This window comes from Bacillus sp. KNSH39 (assembly GCF_052656585.1).
The window spans coordinates 2,831,631-2,849,320 of the sequence record NZ_JBQXYO010000001.1; the positions used below are offsets into that span (position 1 = coordinate 2,831,631).

Sequence of the window (17,690 nt, forward strand, 5' to 3'; positions counted from 1 at the left end):
CTTCTGAAACGGGCTCTCCAAATACATTCGGTGGATCTGGTTGATAATACATCGTTCCTGGCTGTGGTGCATATGCAGACTGAGTTGGTTGGTAATATAAAGGATTCGCATATTGCGGACCGCCTGGTTGTGGACTATATAGTCTACTTTCTCCTCCGCATCCACAATCTTCCTCACCCTGCACAAGCGGCGGCATATTATTATCCATTGGCATCATATTCTGGTTGGGCATAGACGTATATTGCGGTCCAAACGGCGCTCCTTGCTGATATGGCATTTGATATGGATTTGGTTGTTGATAATACGGATTCGGCGGCATCATGGGCTGTTGATACGGCATTTGATAGGGCATCATATTGGGTGGTTGATTGTTATCCATAATCGGCATCATATTCGGCATTTGATTGTTATCCATAATCGGCATCATATTCGGCATTTGATTGTTATCCATAATCGGCATCATATTCGGCATTTGATTGTTATCCATAATCGGCATCATATTCGGCATTTGATTGTTATCCATGATCGGCATCATATTCGGCATTTGATTGTTATCCATAATCGGCATTATATTCAGCGGCTGGTTGTTATCCATAATTGGCATTATATTCGGTGGCTGGTTGTTATCCATGATTGGCATTATATTCGGTGGCTGGCTGTTATCCATGATTGGCATTATATTCGGTGGCTGGTTGTTATCCATGATTGGCATTTGAATATTTGGCATTTGAATATTTGGCGGTATGACTTGTGGAATCACTACATTTTCTTTCGATACATTTGGCGATACTATATTCCCTACGTTTTCTTTTTTCACTTGCGGTGACACTATATTCCCTACATTTTCTTTTTTCACTTGCGGTGACACTATATTCCCTACATTTTCTTTTTTCACTTGCGGTGACACTATATTCCCTACATTTTCTTTTTTCACTTGCGGTGACACTATATTCCCTACATTTTCTTTTTTCACTTGCGGCGATACTATATTTCCTACATTTTCTTTTTTCACTTGCGGCGATACTATATTTCCTACATTTTCTTTCTTCACTTGCGGCGATACTATATTTCCTACATTTTCTTTCTTCACTTGCGGCGATACTATATTGTTTTTTTTCGTTTGCGGAGAAATGATATTGTTAGGTTTCATTTTACTAATTTGAGGAGCAATTAACTCGCTTCCTTTTTTTATTACATCTGAAATTTTATATTCTTTTTTCGGTTTTATTGGTGGTTGTGGCGGCTGCGGTAATACATTTACCGAAAACTTCGTGTTTTCTTTTTCCGCCGGTTTTTGTTTTTCTATCACAGGTGGTTTTTGAATAACAGACGGTTTTTCAACTGGTTTTTCTTTTTGAATTGGCTGTTCTTTTTGCACCTCTTTTTGCGGTTTCACCTGTACTTCTTTTTGTGGCTTTACCTGCATCTCCTTCTGTGGTTTCACCTGTACTTCTTTTTGCGGCTTTACCTGCATCTCCTTTTGCGGTTTTACTTGCACTTCTTTTTGTGTTTGTTGCATAGCTGGCTGCTGTGTAATTGGTGCTGATTGATACGTAACTTCTTCTTCATCTTCTATTCCAAGCGGAGTTGGTGTTGCTGCAAATTCTTTTTGCTGCACTTCTTTTACGTATTGCTTTGGAGGCGCTGAACCTGCTCCAGCCTGTTGTTTCATGTGAACACTCTTGGATGGCACTTTAATTTTCATACCTGGCATAATTAAATCTGGATTACTAAGTTGTGTATTTGTTTTTTTCAACGTGTCAAAATCCACTCCGTACTTTTTCGCAATTTTCCAAAGGGTATCCCCTTTTTGCACGATATGAATTTTCAAATTTTCCCCCTCCTGTATAACTTATCTATAAGTAACAAATCTCATGAAGTAACTCTTTCTAAATAACATTAACTTCTTTTCACTTTTATCACTTCTTCGATTTTCAATATCATTCGAAGCGGAATAAGCATAAAGAACCACAATGATTTCTTCAAAACAATGTATGCCCATTTCGTTCTCGTTATGATTATATGTATGAAAAAAAGCAACAGGAATACCGTTGCTTTACACACGCTCTAACATACGATTTAATGCAAGAACCGCTTCTGCCGTTACTTGTTTGTCTACGCTAATAACGTTAATTTCTTCTCCTCTTTCTATCGTTTCAAGTGTCCATAATAAGTGAGGCAGATCAATTCGGTTCATCGTTAAGCACGGACACATAAATGGATTAAGTGAAACAATTTCTTTATCTGGATGTTGCTGAATAATTCGGTTCACTAAATTCATTTCTGTACCAATCGCCCATTTGCTACCAGATGGCGCTGATTCAATCATATCAATAATATATTTCGTTGAGCCTGCATAATCTGAAGCAGCTACAACTTCATAGCAACATTCTGGATGTACAATAATATTCATATCAGAATGATTTTTTCGTACGCTCTCAATGTTCTTCACTGTAAAATTTTGATGAACAGAACAATGCCCTTTCCATAAAATTACTTGAATTTCTTCTATATCCCCATCGTACTCTAATGAATCTGTGTATGGGTCCCATACTGCCATTTTATCTAACGGGATACCTAAATCGTACGCTGTATTTCTCCCTAAATGTTGGTCTGGTAAAAAGACGAGACGTTCTTTTTGAGTAAACGCCCAAGATACCATTTGCTTTGCATTAGAAGATGTTACTGTTGCTCCTCCGTTACGACCACAAAACGCTTTAATTGCAGCTGTAGAGTTCACATATGTTAACGGAATCATCGTATCTCCAAATAATTTCGTGAGCTCTTTCCATGCTCTTTCTGTTTGTTCAATATCTGCCATATCCGCCATCGAACAACCTGCACGCATATCTGGTAAGATGACAACTTGATCATCTGTCGTTAACATATCTGCTGTTTCCGCCATAAAGTGCACCCCGCAAAACACAATATATTTTGCGTCTTTATTGCTCGCTGCAACTTGTGCAAGCTGAAGTGAATCCCCTGCTGCATCTGAAAATTGTACCACTTCATCTTTTTGATAATGATGCCCTGGAATGAATAACATTTTCCCCATTTTCTCTTTAATTTCACGAACACGCTTTTCCATATCTTCCGTTGACATCGTGTAATAACGCTCTGGTAACATCGTTTCAATTGGCTGTACTTGTTCTAAAATACTCATATACGTTTCTCCCCTCTAAGCCACTTTCCTTATCCTTCAATATTGAAACTAATATCAAGTGCTTTCACTGAATGTGTTAACGCTCCAAGTGAAATATAATCTACCCCTGTTTTTCCGTATTTCGGTAAATCTTCAATTGTGATGCCCCCTGAAGCTTCTGTAACGATAGCACTTGGTACAATTTTTGAAAACTCCCGGATTTCATCTGGCGTACGATTATCGAACATAATAATATCAGCACCAGCAGCAACAGCCTCTCTCACCTGTTCCTCAGTTTCTGTTTCTACTTCTACTTTCACCATATGTCCTAACTTCTCTTTCACTGATGTAACAGCTTTTGTAATAGAACCAGCAAACACAATATGATTGTCTTTAATCATGACACCATCATATAAACCGAAGCGATGATTAAATCCACCGCCGCACACGACTGCATGCTTATCAAACATACGTAGTCCTGGCATCGTTTTTCGCGTATCACAAATGCGAGTATGACTGCTATCTAAAGCAAGAACCGCTTTACGCGTCATCGTCGCTATTCCGCTCATACGCTGAATAACATTTAATATAACGCGCTCTGCTGTTAATAACGATGCAATTGGACCTTGCACAGTTGCAATGATTTCGCCTTTTTCTACAAGGTCCCCATCTTTTTTATGAAGCTCTACTTCAATTCTCTCATCAATTAATTTAAATCCTGATTCAATTACTAAACGTCCTGCAAAGACCCCTGTATCCTTCGCAAGAAACGTTCCTTTCGAAAGCAAGTTATCTGGAAAAATAAGCTGAGATGTTACATCTCTTTCCCCTATATCTTCTAAAAAAAATCGATTTAATGCTTCTTTAACTTTTATCGTGTTCATAAAGCCCCTCTTCCCCTCATTACACAAGTTGTCGTTTTCTCTTTACTCGAACAATCTCTTTCTTTCCTATATTTCTATCTGGATAATCACTCCGGTAATGCCCGCCAATACTTTCTTCTCTTTGCAAGGCTGACACAACTATAAGCTCACAAACCGTTAACATATTAATAAGCGTTATCTCTTCATTCGTAAGAACATCATGTTGTAATATCATATTTCGAACACCATACTTACTAAGCCATCTCTTCGCATAAGATAAACTTTGCTCTGTTCGCACAATCCCAACATATTTCATCATGCATTTTTGTATTTCTTCTTTCGTCGGTAAATGATTCAGAACGATAAACTTTGCTTCCTTTTCGGCTAGCATGTTCACCTTTTCTTTTGTCTCTCTAGATAAAATGTGTCGTCCGATTCTTTTTCCAAACACAAGACCTTCTAATAATGAATTACTCGCTAATCTATTTGCACCATGAACCCCGTTACAAGCTACTTCACCGACTGCGTATAAGTTCGGAATAGACGTCTCTCCATCACAGTTCGTTTTCACGCCGCCCATGTGAAAATGAGTACCAGGCACGACTGGAATAAGTTTTTTATTTATATCGACTCCATTTGTTTTACATATCGATGACACGGTCGGAAAGCGTTGTTCAAAGTTTTGAATCATTTCGATGTTTAAGTACACTTTTTCACCCGCAAGTAGCTGTTCATGAATAGCCCTTGCGACTACATCACGAGGCGCTAAATCCTGTTCGGAATGTATATCCATCATAAAACGCTGCCCTTTTCCATTTACAAGGACAGCTCCTTCTCCGCGAACAGCTTCGGACACAAGACCAGAACAACGCCCACCCGCGTATAACATCGTCGGATGAAATTGTATAAACTCTAAATCTACAAGCTCTCCGCCTGCACGGTACACCATTGCAAGTCCATCGCCTGTAATCGTCTCATCATTAGAAGTAAAGGCGTATAAACCGCCAATACCGCCTGAAGCTAACACCGTATAATCTGCATTATAACGTTTCAATTCTCCTTTATTGTTGCGAGTTAAAGCCCCAACACATTTATCTTTTTCTATAATAAAATCGAGCACCATTTCCTGTTCCACTACCGTAACGTATGGAGCTACTTCTTGAATAAGATGCTCTAATAAATTCTTTCCTGTTGCATCGCCACCTGCATGTAAAATACGACGTTTTCGATGCGCTCCTTCTTTTCCAAGATGAGGACCTGTTTCATCTCCATCAAATTTCATTCCATTTTCAATAAGGTTATTAATTTCTTTCGGTCCTTCCTCGACTAAATAACGGACCACTTCTTCATTGTTATAATGACACCCTGCTACTAGCGTATCTTCAAAATGATCATTAGGATTGTCGTATGTAGCTACCGCTGCGGCAATTCCACCTTGAGCTAAATGTGTATTATTATTACGTTTCGTCTCCTTTGTGATAATAATCACATTCTTTTCGTGACAAATCTCTTTTGCAACACGAAGTGCCGCAACGCCACTTCCAATAATTAAGACATCTGCGCTTGGCATAATTGTTGCCTCCTACTTTACACTTTTCAACTGTCTTGACACCTATATTTACATAGTTTTAAAATAATGACAAGAGTTTTTTTAAAATTCTTATTTTCACTACCATTTAAAAAGTAAAAGAAATGTAACTCTTACTAGAGAGAGGAACTTACATGATGATATATCTTGACTATGCAGCTACTACACCTATGAGCGAGGAAGCGTTACAAACATATATGAAAGCAGCATCGCAATACTTCGGAAATGAACAAAGTTTACATGATATTGGAGGAACGGCTTCTTCTTTATTACAAGTTTGCCGAAAAACATTTGCGGAAATGATTGGAGGAAAAGAACAAGGAGTATTTTTCACAAGTGGTGGATCGGAATCGAACTATCTTGCGATCCAATCACTTCTAAATGCCCGAAATAAGAAGCATATTATTACGACACCTATGGAACATGCATCCATTCGAAGTTATTTTCAATCTCTAAAATCAAAAGGCTATACGATCACTGAAATTCCTGTTGATAAAAATGGACTCATTTGTTTAGTAGATTTAGAGGCAGCTATTACGGAAGATACTGTGCTAGCAAGTATACAGCATGGAAACTCTGAAATCGGAACCGTTCAAAACATTACAGAAATCGGGGCACTTTTAAAAAAATATAATGTTTTATTTCATACGGATTGTGTGCAAACGTTTGGTAAACTGCCTATCCATGTTTTTGAGATGGGGGTTGATAGTCTTTCTGTTTCAGCACATAAAATATACGGACCAAAAGGTGTCGGCGCTTGCTACATAAATCCGCAAACTCGCTGGGAACAAGTATTTCCAGGAACTTCTCACGAAAAAGGATTTCGCCCAGGTACAGTGAACGTTCCCGGCATCGCATCTTTTTTAACAGCTGCTGAAAATATATTAAAAACTCAATGGGAAGAAAGTTTACGTTTTAAAGAGTTACGATCCTACTTTTTAGAGCAAATACAAACACTTCCACTAGAAATTACAGTAGAAGGTCATTCTACTTCTTGTTTACCACATATTGTTGGGGTTACAATAAAAGGAATAGAAGGTCAATATACTATGCTAGAATGTAATCGCCATGGTATCGCCATTTCCACCGGAAGTGCTTGCCAAGTCGGCAAACAAGAACCTTCGAAAACTATGCTTGCAATTGGAAAAACGTATGAAGAGGCAAAACAATATGTCCGCTTCTCTTTCGGACAACAAACAACGAAAGATCAAATTGATACTACTATTCATGCACTACACACAATTGGAAATCAATTTTATAGAGGTGTTAAATCATAATGAAACAAAATGAACAAAAAAAGATTTTAGGTGAAGAAAGACGACAACTTATCCTCCAGTGGCTTCTTGCTGCAAATGAACCGTTATCGGGGAATGAACTATCGAAAAAGACGAACGTAAGTAGACAAGTTATCGTGCAAGATATTTCCTTGCTTAAAGCACGAAACGAACCAATTATTGCAACTGCTCAAGGCTATTTATATTTAAAGCCACAAGAGAAACAACAAACTTTTGAACGCGTAATCGTATGCCAACATAAACCAGCAGAAGTACGTCAGGAACTTACAATGCTTGTTGACCATGGCGTTACGATTAAAGACGTAAAAGTTGAGCATCCTGTATACGGTGACTTAACAGCCTCCATTATGGTAAGCAATCGCTTTGATGTAGAGCAATATTTACAAAAAATCGAAAACACAAATGCTTCCTATCTTTCACAACTAACAGATGGTATTCACTTACATACAATCGAGGCAGATTCTAAAGAAAAATTAGATGCTGCTTGTGAGGCGTTAGATAAAGCAGGATTTCTCGTTTATTAATGTAAAGCACAGAGTTTTTATCATTCTCTGTGCTTTTTTAATGCTATAATATTGTAATCAATCGTAAAGGAGATCAAATATGGGAATTGAACTCGTTCACTTTAGCATTGGCAAACCGAAACAAATGAAATATGGCGAAGATAAAGAAATGATTACCGGTATATGTAAAGAACTTACCGAAGAAGCTTTCCTATCAAAAGATGGCTTCCTTGGTGATGATGTAGCAGATTTAAAACACCACGGTGGACCTGATCGCGCAGTTTGTGTGTACTCACACGAGCATTACGCACTATGGGAAAAAGAATTTCAAACAACACTTCCAGCTTCCGCATTTGGCGAAAACATTACCGTAACAAATATGTTAGAGCATGACGTATGCATCGGAGATACATATCAACTAGGCGAAGCAATCATTCAAGTAACGCAAGCTCGCGTACCTTGTAGCACAATTTCAAAACGTCTTGGCATCCCTGGCATACTGCCGCGTATTGTAGCAACTGGATTTACTGGCTACCTATGCCGCGTTCTTCAAGAAGGTACTGTACGTAAAGATTCAAAAATTACATTACTAGAACGTCCATCAAGCAATGTTTCTGTTTTATTCTCTAACGAAATTTATTTTCATAATAGAAAAGATAAAGATGGCATCGAGAAGATTCTTGCTGTTCCAGAACTAGCTGATATTTGGCGTGGTCAATTAGAAGATCGTCTTGCGAAGTTAAAATAAAGAACCCACCTTCTGCAGGTGGGATTTTATTAATCTATTAAAAAATATATTAGGCAATGAAATGATATTGACGATTAGACAAACACCAACATTCCATCTACATCTTACAACCAATAAGAAGAATAACTCCCCAGCACAGTAACAGAAAAACCGAGTGCTTCAAGTTCCATCGTTACGCCTGGCAATAATACGTCATCGTATGCTTTATCGACATCGATTAAGAAAAAGTAATTTCCAAGACCTGTTTTCATCGGACGCGATTCGATTTTTGATAAGTTTAATTTTCTCCATGCGAAAGCTGATAACACTTGATATAGGGCACCTGCATAATCTGCAGGTAACGTTATCATAAGCGTCGTTTTCTCTCCGCGGTTCTCTCCGTTATTCGGGAGTACTGCTTTCTTTTTCTTATGGAGTACTAAGAAACGTGTATGATTATTTTTATGCGTATGAATACTACGTCTCACAATTGTTAATCCGTATTTTTCTGCAGCCGCTTCATTTGCAATAGCGGCAATTTTCTCTTCAGGATGTTCTTTCACATATTGTGCAGCCGCACTTGTAGATGTCATATCTCGAACAGTTACTCCTTTTAATTCTTCATTTAAAAATTTATGGCACTGTGCAATGGCATGCGGATGAGAATGCACTGCATATACTTCTTCCCACACTTCTGCATACTGCGGATGTACAAGTAAATGCTGCTGAATTGGTACTGTAATTTCTCCTACAATGGAAAGCGGCTGCTCATGTACAAGGTAATCAACCGTTATATTCACTGAACCTTCTATTGCATTTTCTAACGGTACAACTGCGAAGTCTACATTTTCATTTGCAGCTGCATCTATACAATCTGGAATCGTTCGATACGGTACATGCTCTGCTTCCGGAAAAAAACGACTCACCGCCATATTTGTAAATGTTGCTTCTGGTCCTAAATATCCTACTCGAATCATCGTCTTTTCCCCTCTTTTTCGTTTTCTTACTGTTATACCATACTTTTTTATATTCTTCTATGTAAATTTCGAATATTTAAAAAAGACTAGCATTCGCTAGTCTAAATGTTTCTTATACTCTCTTTGAGCGAAGAAGAAATAAATGATACATGCTGCGATATAAAACAGAATGAACACACCTACTTTTCTTAATGATCCATCCATAAAAAGCGTATTATGAAACGTATATAATGCAACTGCACTATGCATACTCCCTACTATAATTGGCGCAAAAAATAGCATACATAATTGCCAACGAGAAATTTTCCATACTTCTTCCTTCGTCATTCCAAGTTTAGAGAGTGCACCATACTGCTTTCGGTCCGATGCAATATTATGGAACCATTTAAAATACACGATACTACATGAAGTGAGAAAGAATAATATACTAATAAATGAGCCTACAAATAGAGTAATATCGCCGACTTCTTTCATATTTACATACAACTCCATATTGCTTCGAAATGCATTATTATTATCTTGTTTTATATGTCTCCGTAAATCTTCATTTAATTTCTTCGTCTTTTCGATATTTGATAATGTGTAGCCTCTATATATCATTTTTTCAGAATCAGGAACCTGATTTGCTATACTGTCAAAATCTTCATCATTCATAACGAAGAACAGACCATTAATGTACGAAGGGTGATGGTTAAATTGAACCCCTTCTTTCTGACCGTTAAATACGAATTGATATGGTTGATTCATTACTTGCAATTGAATCTCTTTTTGATTATATACATTCGAATTATTGTATTTATTATAATAAACGAGTGTCACTGTACCTTTTTTAGGACGATACGTTTTCTGTCTTTGTTTCCTTGCTTCTTGGTTATATTCACTTTCTTTTATAAGCGGTACTATTGTTGTTTCTCCCTTATTAGACTGAAAGGATGCATAAACTCCAACAAAACTCATATATTGAAAATCATCATACTCATAGTGATGCAGTAATTTTTCAACCGCACCTTCCTCAAAGACTTCATGAGTAGAAATACCTTTTTCTATGTACGAAAACGAGTGTACCCCTCCAGTTCGCCACATATCTTGCATGCTAGAAAAATATAAGAACACCGTACCTGTTGCTGTAACTACAAACGTCGTTGCCATAGACATCAGAAAGAAAAAGCGACTATTTTCCTTCATTCGATGTGACAATTGATTCACTATAAATAAATACGGATATGTATACATAATCTTTTTATTTCGCTTTATCATTTCTAACACTTGGGTAGCTCCATGTGTAAAAGAAAAGTACGTTCCAAAAAAGACAAGTATAGACACAGGGAAAAAGTATATTGCTATCGTAGTCATCGTCACTTGTAGCGCCAACGCATACCCGCCCACTAAACAAGCAAAACCGAATAAACAAAGCCACTTTGATGTTTTCTTCTCTTTTTTATCTGTTCGAAATTCTTTCAATAACCGAATGATTTTTATATTCCATATACGTAAAGCACTTATAAAAGATAACAAAATAAAAACGACCATATATGTAATAAATGTTACACCAATCGCCCTTACGTCAAATATCACAGGGAGTTCTTTCGGAAGCCCCAGTAACATACTAAATACCATAAAAAAGAGTTTTAAAAATATCATACCGAGCACAATACCGAAAATATTCGCGAAGACCCCGATTAAAATTTGTTCGGTCATAATCATTCCTATTACGTTAGATTTCGTTGCTCCCATTAACATATATAACCCTAATTCTTTCTTACGTGCTTCTATGAAAATAGAAGTAGAGTACAAAATAAATATGACGAAAAAAGAAATGATTATAACATTACATATGATAAGTCCCCAACGTACGTTTTGATACCACATCGTCTCTTGCATATACGGATGCACAATGACAGACATATATGCGTAAGAAGCAAATACTGCAAAACAACTACTTAAGAAAAACACTTTATAATTACGCCAATTTCCTTTTATATTTTGCAGCGCTAGTTGCCAAATGTTCATCTATCGTCCTCCTGTAACTTACTACATAGGCAAAAAGCTAGAGGTTCCCCTAGCTTTTTACGTGTTTTAAATATCCTCTTTGCGCGATCATAAAGTAAATGGCAGAAGCTAAAATGTATGCTCCAATTACAAGCGCACCTGATTTCCATAAATCAATATAAAGCATTTTCCCTAACGTATGAAGAGCAACTCCACTATGAATGGAACCGATTAAAATTGGGATAAAGAAGATAACTCCCATTTGTCGAATCGCAATTTTGCGAATTTCTTTATCTGTCATACCGATTCTCTTTAACGATTTAAATTGAATACGATCTTGTTCTTTATCGTTAAACCATTTAAAGTATGTCATACTACAAGCGAAGAAGAAGAACAGTACCGCTACGAAGAAACCGATGAACATTGTAATTGCTCCACCTTCTCTTATATCCTTATACGCAAACACTGAATTTCTCAATTCTCCTTGCTTTTCTGGTGCAATTTCATTTTTCAAATCTAATACAAGATTTTCTGTATTTTTCCAATCCTCGATATAATAACCGTAATATTTCGTCTTTTCTTCATCTGGTACGAGTTTTGCATATTTCTCAAAATCTTGATCATTTACAATAAGATATTCACTATCATTAAAAACAGAATACTGCGTTGGATTATTTAATTGAACAGACTGCTTTTGCCCGTTAATTGTAAATTCATACGGTTTCGTACGATCTATCTTCATCAGTTCATTTGACATATCAACCATAACCATCGTTGCACTACCTGGTGCATTATGAATTTCTGTAGGTTGCTCTCTCTTTTGTTTGCGCACTTCTGCATTATATTCTTTTTCTGAAATAATCGTCATCGGTACTTCATGTTCACTATTAAACAACGTTATTTTCTGTGTTGCCGGTAGTTTAACGTAGGTTACTTTTCGCGCATCTTCAAACCCGTGTCTCTTCACAAGCTCCTGTACCTTTTCTTCATTAATAAGATTATGCGTATTTAACCCCTTTTCCTCATATGAAATAGCATGTGGTGTAAGTTCTACCGTTTTCGCACTCATATTTTCAAAATATACGTACAGTGTACCTACTGCTGAAGATACTACCGCCGTAATAATAGAAATTACAAATAGAAAACGAGCATTATCTTTCATTTTATAAATAAGATTGCTAAGAACAAACATATTTGGATACGTATAGAAAGATTGCTTTCTTTTTTGTAATGCTTTTAATACAACTGTACTACCTTGTGTAAATAATAAATACGTTCCGCCAATTGTCAGTCCTACCACTGGTAAAAAGAGGATGAGGAAATTCAGAAACGTTACTTGGAAGCTAAGTACATATGCAGCAATAATACATCCTATACCAACTACACATAACCATGTAAATGCAAACGGCTCTACTTTTTGCTTTCTAGCTTCTCTTAATAAATCAATAATTTGCAAGCGTCCTACTGTCCAAACGCTAAACAATGATAGGATTAAAAATAGGATAAAGTATACGCCAGCTGTAATAAGAACTGCTTTACTATTCCAAACAAGTGGAAGTGTCTTATCTATTTTCAATAATACGCTTAACGCTTGGAAAAATAATTTTGAACAAAGCATTCCAACCCCAATACCAATTACAATTGCAATACTACCTAACATCAGTTGCTCTAATATAATCATTCGGCCGATCTGCGATTTCGTTCCGCCTATTAATGTTAGTAGACCAAACTCTTTTTTTCTTGCTCGTAAAAACGTTGAATTTGCATATAAAATAAAGAGTGCCGAGAAGATGACCACAATATAATTCATCGATTCTAATCCTTTTGTGATCATCTTTCTCATACTAATATTACCGCTTACGACATCTGGATGATAAATAAAAGAAGCATACATGAAAAATACGACAATCGATAAACAACTACTTATAAGAAACGCTTTATAGTTACGCCAATTTCCTTTTACGTTATTAAGCGCGAGCTGGCGAAAGTTCATGATATTCTCCTCCTAGCATCGCAAGTACGTCCAGAATTTCTTGGAAAAAGGCTTGTTTCGTTCTTCCTTTATGTATTTCCGAGAAAATTTCCCCATCGCGTATGAAAAGGATACGTTCACAATAACTAGCCGCTACTGGATCGTGCGTAACCATTGCAATCGTTACTTTCTTTTGCTCGTGTAAATCTTGCAGAGCGCCCATTAGCGATTTCGCTGACTTCGAGTCTAAGTTTCCAGTTGGCTCATCTGCTAAAATTAACGTCGGTTCATGAATGATTGCTCTCGCTGCTGCTGCACGTTGTTGTTGTCCCCCAGATACTTCGTATACTTTTTTATTTAATATTTCTTCAATATTTAAGAACTTTGCAATCTCAAGCACTTTTGCATCTATTTCATTTACAGATTTCTTCGCCATTACAAGAGGTAAAATAATATTTTCTTTAATCGATAGCGTATCAAGTAAATTAAAATCTTGAAAGATGAACCCTAAATGTGTACGGCGAAACTCCGCTAATTTTGCAGCACGCATTTGATTAATTTCTTCACCATTTACAAGCACATGACCTGAAGTTTGCTTATCAATTGTTGCTAATAAATTTAAAAGCGTCGTTTTCCCGCTTCCTGAAGGACCCATAATCCCTACAAATTCGCCTTCTTCTATTTTAAAATTTATATCGTTTAAAGCAGTCGTCGCTACTGAACCTTTTGATTGGTACACCTTCGTTAATCCTTTTACTTCAAGAACACTCATTTCTAATCCCCCTACGTGTTTTCTTCTTACATTTACTATAAGAAAAATAAGAAAAAGAAACGAGTGATTTCCCTTACAAAACGTTTTGTTATCTTACAGTTTTGTCATTTTTCTCATCAATGTATGATATTCTTCATCTTTTGCAAATTGGAACGTGAATGTTGTCCCTTCTCCTTCAGCCGATTGGACATACATTCCATGATGTAAATTATCGCAAATTTCCTTCGTAATATATAACCCCATTCCAGTCGCTTCTCTCGTTTTACGGCCATTTACCCCCGTAAAGAATGGATCAAATATGCGCTTTACATCTTGCTCTGGAATACCGATTCCATTGTCCTTAATATGTAATAACACCTTTTGGTCTTTCTCTTCAATTTGAAATTGAATTTCCTTTTTCTCTGCCGCTGAAATTTTCGTATACTTAATTGCATTTACAACGATTTGACCTATAGCAATACTTAGCCATTTTCTATCAGAGGCAACCATACAAGTATCTTCTTCAAACATCACTTTCGGAAATACAGACGATTGAATGAAGGATTTCCGATTTTCATTAATAATACCTCGCACGACATCTATAACATTTACTACTTCTACCTTATAATCTTTCGCAAACTGCTCTAGTCTTGCCATATGTAACGCTAAATCTAAACCATTTAGTATACGGTTATTTTCTTCACGAATACTTTCAACTGTTGCTCTTGCCTCACGATGCTCTTTGCCAAACTTTTGCAGCAATAATTCAATAACAGATACTGGTGTTTTCATTTGGTGAATCCATTGGTTCATAAATATCATTTGCTGTTGCTCTTTCGCATGCTGTTTATGAACTTCATTCATATATTGCTGTCTTAATAACGTAAAAGATTCAACGACCATTTCTTGCTCTGATGTATAAGATTCATCAATAAGTAAAGAGTCATGTAATGTATTTCCACCAGTAACATACTTTTCGATCCTCTTTAAAAACACACTCCGTTTTCGGTAATCGTAAATGAGGTATACAGTAAACACAACTGTTCCTAATAAAAGTCCATATAACCACGTACTCCAATCAATGGATCGCTTTTCTAAAAGACTTTGCAACTGTAAAACGAGCCCAAATAAACAAAGGCTAACAATATAAGAAAGAATTAAAGAAAAGCGGTCCATGAGGTAATTTTTAACCTTCATGCCCTTCGCCCCACTCCGTAAGAAGCGCATAACCATATCCACGTTTCGTTACAATTGCATTTTTAATGCCTAACTCCTCTAGTTTCTTCCTTACACGTTTTACATTTACGGTTAATGTATTATCATCCACAAATGCTACTTCATCCCATAGAGCTTCTAACAGTTCTTCGCGCGTTACATATTGATTCACCTGTTTCATTAAACACTCTAATAAGTAAAACTCATTTTTTGTCAGTTCAGTTTGTTGTCCTTGCCACTCAACAATATGCTGAGACGGGAATAACAACAGTCCATTTACACCTAAACAATCACTCTCAGCAGCAGAAGCATACTCTCCGTAACCACGGCGAAGCGCACTCTTCACCTTTGCCATTACGATATCTAAATGGAATGGCTTCGTAATATAATCATCGCCGCCATTTTCAATCGCCATTACTTGGTCCATTTCTCCTGTTCTTGCAGAAACAAAAATAATTGGCGCATTCGATACAGTACGAATTTGACGACACCAATAAAAACCGTCAAAGTACGGTAAATTAATATCAAGTAACACGAGATGAGGATTCACTTTTACAAACTCATCTTTTATTTGACGTAAATCACTTGCTCTAAATGATTGATAGCCATATCTTTCTAAATGCTCTTCTAATATTCCCGCGATTTTCTCATCATCTTCTACAATTAATATTTTATACATGTTCGTTTTCTCCCCATAAAAAATTCTTCTAAAAACCACTCCCTTTTTATTATAAATTGAAAATTTAATTAGTGGGGATTTTTTCCTATATAAATCCGATTTTTACGATATAAAAAAAGACTGCCGTATTTCGGCAGTCTTAATCGATAAATTCAAATTCATATTCAAGAATTTTTACAATATCTCCGTCTTTTGCACCACGTGCACGAAGCGCTTCATCAATACCCATTCCGCGCATTTGACGAGCGAAACGACGTACAGATTCATCACGTGAGAAGTCTGTCATCTTGAATGTTTTCTCGATATCGTAACCAGAGATAACAAACGTGCCATCACTTTCACGTGTAATTTCAAATTTAACACCTTCAGTATCAAATTTGTACATTACACTTGTATCAGACTCATCCGCAACTTCATGTATTGGGAATTCTGGTGTTGTTTCTATTAAGTTCGCTACTTCAAACAGTAAGTCACGAACACCTTGTCTTGTTACAGCTGAGATTGGGAAGATTTTTACTTCGTCTCCCACTTTCTCTTTAAATGCTTGTAAGTTTTCTTCTGCATCTGGCATATCCATTTTGTTTGCAACAACAACTTGCGGACGCTCAGTTAAGCGAAGATTGTATTCTTTCAATTCATTATTAATCGTTACGTAATCTTCATATGGATCACGGCCTTCTAAACCAGACATATCAATAACATGCACGATTACACGTGTACGCTCAATATGACGTAAGAATTGGTGTCCCAGTCCGACGCCAGCATGTGCGCCTTCAATTAGTCCTGGAAGGTCAGCCATAACGAAGCTGCGGTTATCACCAGTTTCAACAACACCAAGATTCGGAACGATTGTTGTGAAGTGATACTCTGCAATTTTCGGACGCGCTGATGATACAACAGATAATAATGTAGATTTACCTACACTTGGGAATCCAACAAGTCCAACGTCTGCTAGTACTTTAAGTTCTAGAATAACATCACGCTCTTGACCTGGTTCCCCGTTCTCAGCGATTTCTGGCGCTGGGTTCGTAGCTGTTGCGAAACGTGAGTTACCACGGCCACCACGGCCACCTTTTGCAATTACAGCAGTTTGTCCATGCGTTACTAAATCGGCAAGAATTTGACCAGTTTTTTCATCTTTTACTACTGTTCCTGGCGGAACCTTTACAAGTAAATCTTCAGATTTACGTCCGTGCTGACCTTTACTCATTCCGTGCTGACCGCGATCAGCTTTGAAATGACGTTGGTAGCGGAAGTCCATTAATGTACGTAAGCCTTCCTCAACTACGAAAACAACATCTGCACCTTTACCTCCGTCGCCACCTGCTGGGCCACCTTTTGGTACATACTTCTCACGACGATACGCAACCATACCATTACCACCGTCGCCGCCTTTTACATATATCTTGACCTGATCTACAAACATTATTTCACCACACTTTTTTCAATTGGTTGTAATATAACTGAGACTTCTTCGTCTCGCACTGTATAAGAAATGGAATACCATTTATTGTTTTGGGTCGCAAGCCAATTCTGTAGTTCTTCTACACTCGTTAGCTTACCACGAAAATCAAAAAAGAAACGAGCATTATCCGCGTCACATTCAATTGTGATACAAACATAATTTTCAACATATACGTCTAAACTATGCTGAAGCATCGAGAAAAATTGATTCGTCCATGTACATACAGTCTCATCTAAGTGAGATAAGTTATGTAATTTCCCTAATACTTCGTACTCCAATAAGCACGGCTGCTGTTTCCAATTATATGTTAAAATCCACTCTGAAAATAAAGGCATTGATAGCCCCATCAGATTGGATTCTTGTCTCGCTTCTTGGACAAAACGATCGATGAGACTATGAATTTCTTCCACTTTTCCAAGGGAAAGGTTTCCTTTCACCATCTGCATACGATTGAGCCAATCATGTCTTGAATGGCGCAATGCATCTATAATTGTCCATTTTTCATTCATTTAGATACCCCTTAA

General features: G+C 37.0%; 14 protein-coding genes and 1 pseudogene. 3 read left to right on the forward strand and 12 right to left on the reverse strand.

All coding sequences use genetic code 11. The features are described 5' to 3' along the window. Window positions 1-1,674 precede the first annotated feature (1,674 nt). The 4 genes and pseudogenes from safA to nadB all read right to left on the reverse strand — a co-directional run. Window positions 1,675-1,831: pseudogene (gene safA, locus ACUL40_RS14455) on the reverse strand (SafA/ExsA family spore coat assembly protein); the annotation flags it as partial. 225 nt (window positions 1,832-2,056) lie between these two features. Then, window positions 2,057-3,163, reverse strand: a complete 1,107-nt coding sequence (nadA, locus tag ACUL40_RS14460) for a quinolinate synthase NadA (RefSeq protein ID WP_063220490.1) — start codon at window positions 3,161-3,163, stop codon at window positions 2,057-2,059. 29 nt (window positions 3,164-3,192) lie between these two features. Then, a complete protein-coding gene (gene nadC / locus ACUL40_RS14465; protein WP_017673424.1) occupies window positions 3,193-4,026 on the reverse strand; it encodes a carboxylating nicotinate-nucleotide diphosphorylase in 834 nt (277 codons plus the stop codon). A 19-nt stretch (window positions 4,027-4,045) separates the two neighbouring features. After that, window positions 4,046-5,575 carry an L-aspartate oxidase gene (gene nadB, locus ACUL40_RS14470; RefSeq protein ID WP_001138533.1) on the reverse strand — a complete coding sequence of 510 codons (1,530 nt, stop codon included), beginning with the start codon at window positions 5,573-5,575 and terminating at the stop codon, window positions 4,046-4,048. Between the two features lie 152 nt (window positions 5,576-5,727). Here nadB and ACUL40_RS14475 point away from each other — a divergent pair, with 152 nt between their 5' ends. The 3 genes from ACUL40_RS14475 to ACUL40_RS14485 all read left to right on the forward strand — a co-directional run bounded on the left by ACUL40_RS14475 (window position 5,728) and on the right by ACUL40_RS14485 (window position 8,139). Beyond that, window positions 5,728-6,870, forward strand: a complete 1,143-nt coding sequence (locus tag ACUL40_RS14475) for an IscS subfamily cysteine desulfurase (RefSeq protein ID WP_000973778.1) — start codon at window positions 5,728-5,730, stop codon at window positions 6,868-6,870. After that, window positions 6,870-7,412, forward strand: coding sequence for a transcription repressor NadR (locus ACUL40_RS14480; RefSeq protein WP_000812275.1), 543 nt, complete (start codon window positions 6,870-6,872; stop codon window positions 7,410-7,412). Before ACUL40_RS14475 ends, ACUL40_RS14480 begins: the two co-directional genes overlap by 1 nt. Before the next feature lie 79 nt (window positions 7,413-7,491). Next, the gene (locus ACUL40_RS14485; RefSeq protein ID WP_000510677.1) at window positions 7,492-8,139 is read left to right on the forward strand and encodes an MOSC domain-containing protein; all 648 of its coding nucleotides are present in this window, start codon (window positions 7,492-7,494) and stop codon (window positions 8,137-8,139) included. Window positions 8,140-8,243: 104 nt separating this feature from the next. On the opposite strand, the gene pheA is transcribed toward ACUL40_RS14485, so the two are convergent. The 8 genes from pheA to ACUL40_RS14525 all read right to left on the reverse strand — a co-directional run bounded on the left by pheA (window position 8,244) and on the right by ACUL40_RS14525 (window position 17,675). After that, window positions 8,244-9,095: a prephenate dehydratase gene (gene pheA / locus ACUL40_RS14490; RefSeq protein ID WP_000621705.1), complete on the reverse strand. Its 852-nt coding sequence runs from the start codon at window positions 9,093-9,095 to the stop codon at window positions 8,244-8,246. A 96-nt stretch (window positions 9,096-9,191) separates the two neighbouring features. Then, a complete protein-coding gene (locus tag ACUL40_RS14495) occupies window positions 9,192-11,105 on the reverse strand; it encodes an ABC transporter permease (RefSeq protein ID WP_445422971.1) in 1,914 nt (637 codons plus the stop codon). Between the two features lie 49 nt (window positions 11,106-11,154). Beyond that, complete coding sequence (locus ACUL40_RS14500) at window positions 11,155-13,077, reverse strand: ABC transporter permease (RefSeq protein WP_445422972.1); 1,923 nt, start codon at window positions 13,075-13,077, stop codon at window positions 11,155-11,157. Continuing rightward, on the reverse strand, window positions 13,052-13,828 hold the full coding sequence (locus tag ACUL40_RS14505) for an ABC transporter ATP-binding protein (RefSeq protein ID WP_000114529.1): 777 nt from the start codon (window positions 13,826-13,828) through the stop codon (window positions 13,052-13,054). Before ACUL40_RS14505 ends, ACUL40_RS14500 begins: the two co-directional genes overlap by 26 nt. A 93-nt stretch (window positions 13,829-13,921) precedes the next feature. Next, the gene (locus tag ACUL40_RS14510; protein ID WP_000865411.1) at window positions 13,922-15,004 is read right to left on the reverse strand and encodes a HAMP domain-containing histidine kinase; all 1,083 of its coding nucleotides are present in this window, start codon (window positions 15,002-15,004) and stop codon (window positions 13,922-13,924) included. Further along, window positions 14,994-15,701 (reverse strand): response regulator transcription factor, encoded by a 708-nt coding sequence (locus ACUL40_RS14515; protein WP_000276723.1) that lies wholly within the window; start codon window positions 15,699-15,701, stop codon window positions 14,994-14,996. Before ACUL40_RS14515 ends, ACUL40_RS14510 begins: the two co-directional genes overlap by 11 nt. A gap of 139 nt (window positions 15,702-15,840) precedes the next feature. After that, window positions 15,841-17,127 (reverse strand): GTPase ObgE, encoded by a 1,287-nt coding sequence (gene obgE, locus ACUL40_RS14520; protein ID WP_000497128.1) that lies wholly within the window; start codon window positions 17,125-17,127, stop codon window positions 15,841-15,843. Beyond that, window positions 17,127-17,675: a sporulation initiation phosphotransferase B gene (locus ACUL40_RS14525; protein WP_001003584.1), complete on the reverse strand. Its 549-nt coding sequence runs from the start codon at window positions 17,673-17,675 to the stop codon at window positions 17,127-17,129. The genes obgE and ACUL40_RS14525 overlap by 1 nt, the downstream gene beginning before the upstream one ends. Window positions 17,676-17,690: the final 15 nt, after the last annotated feature.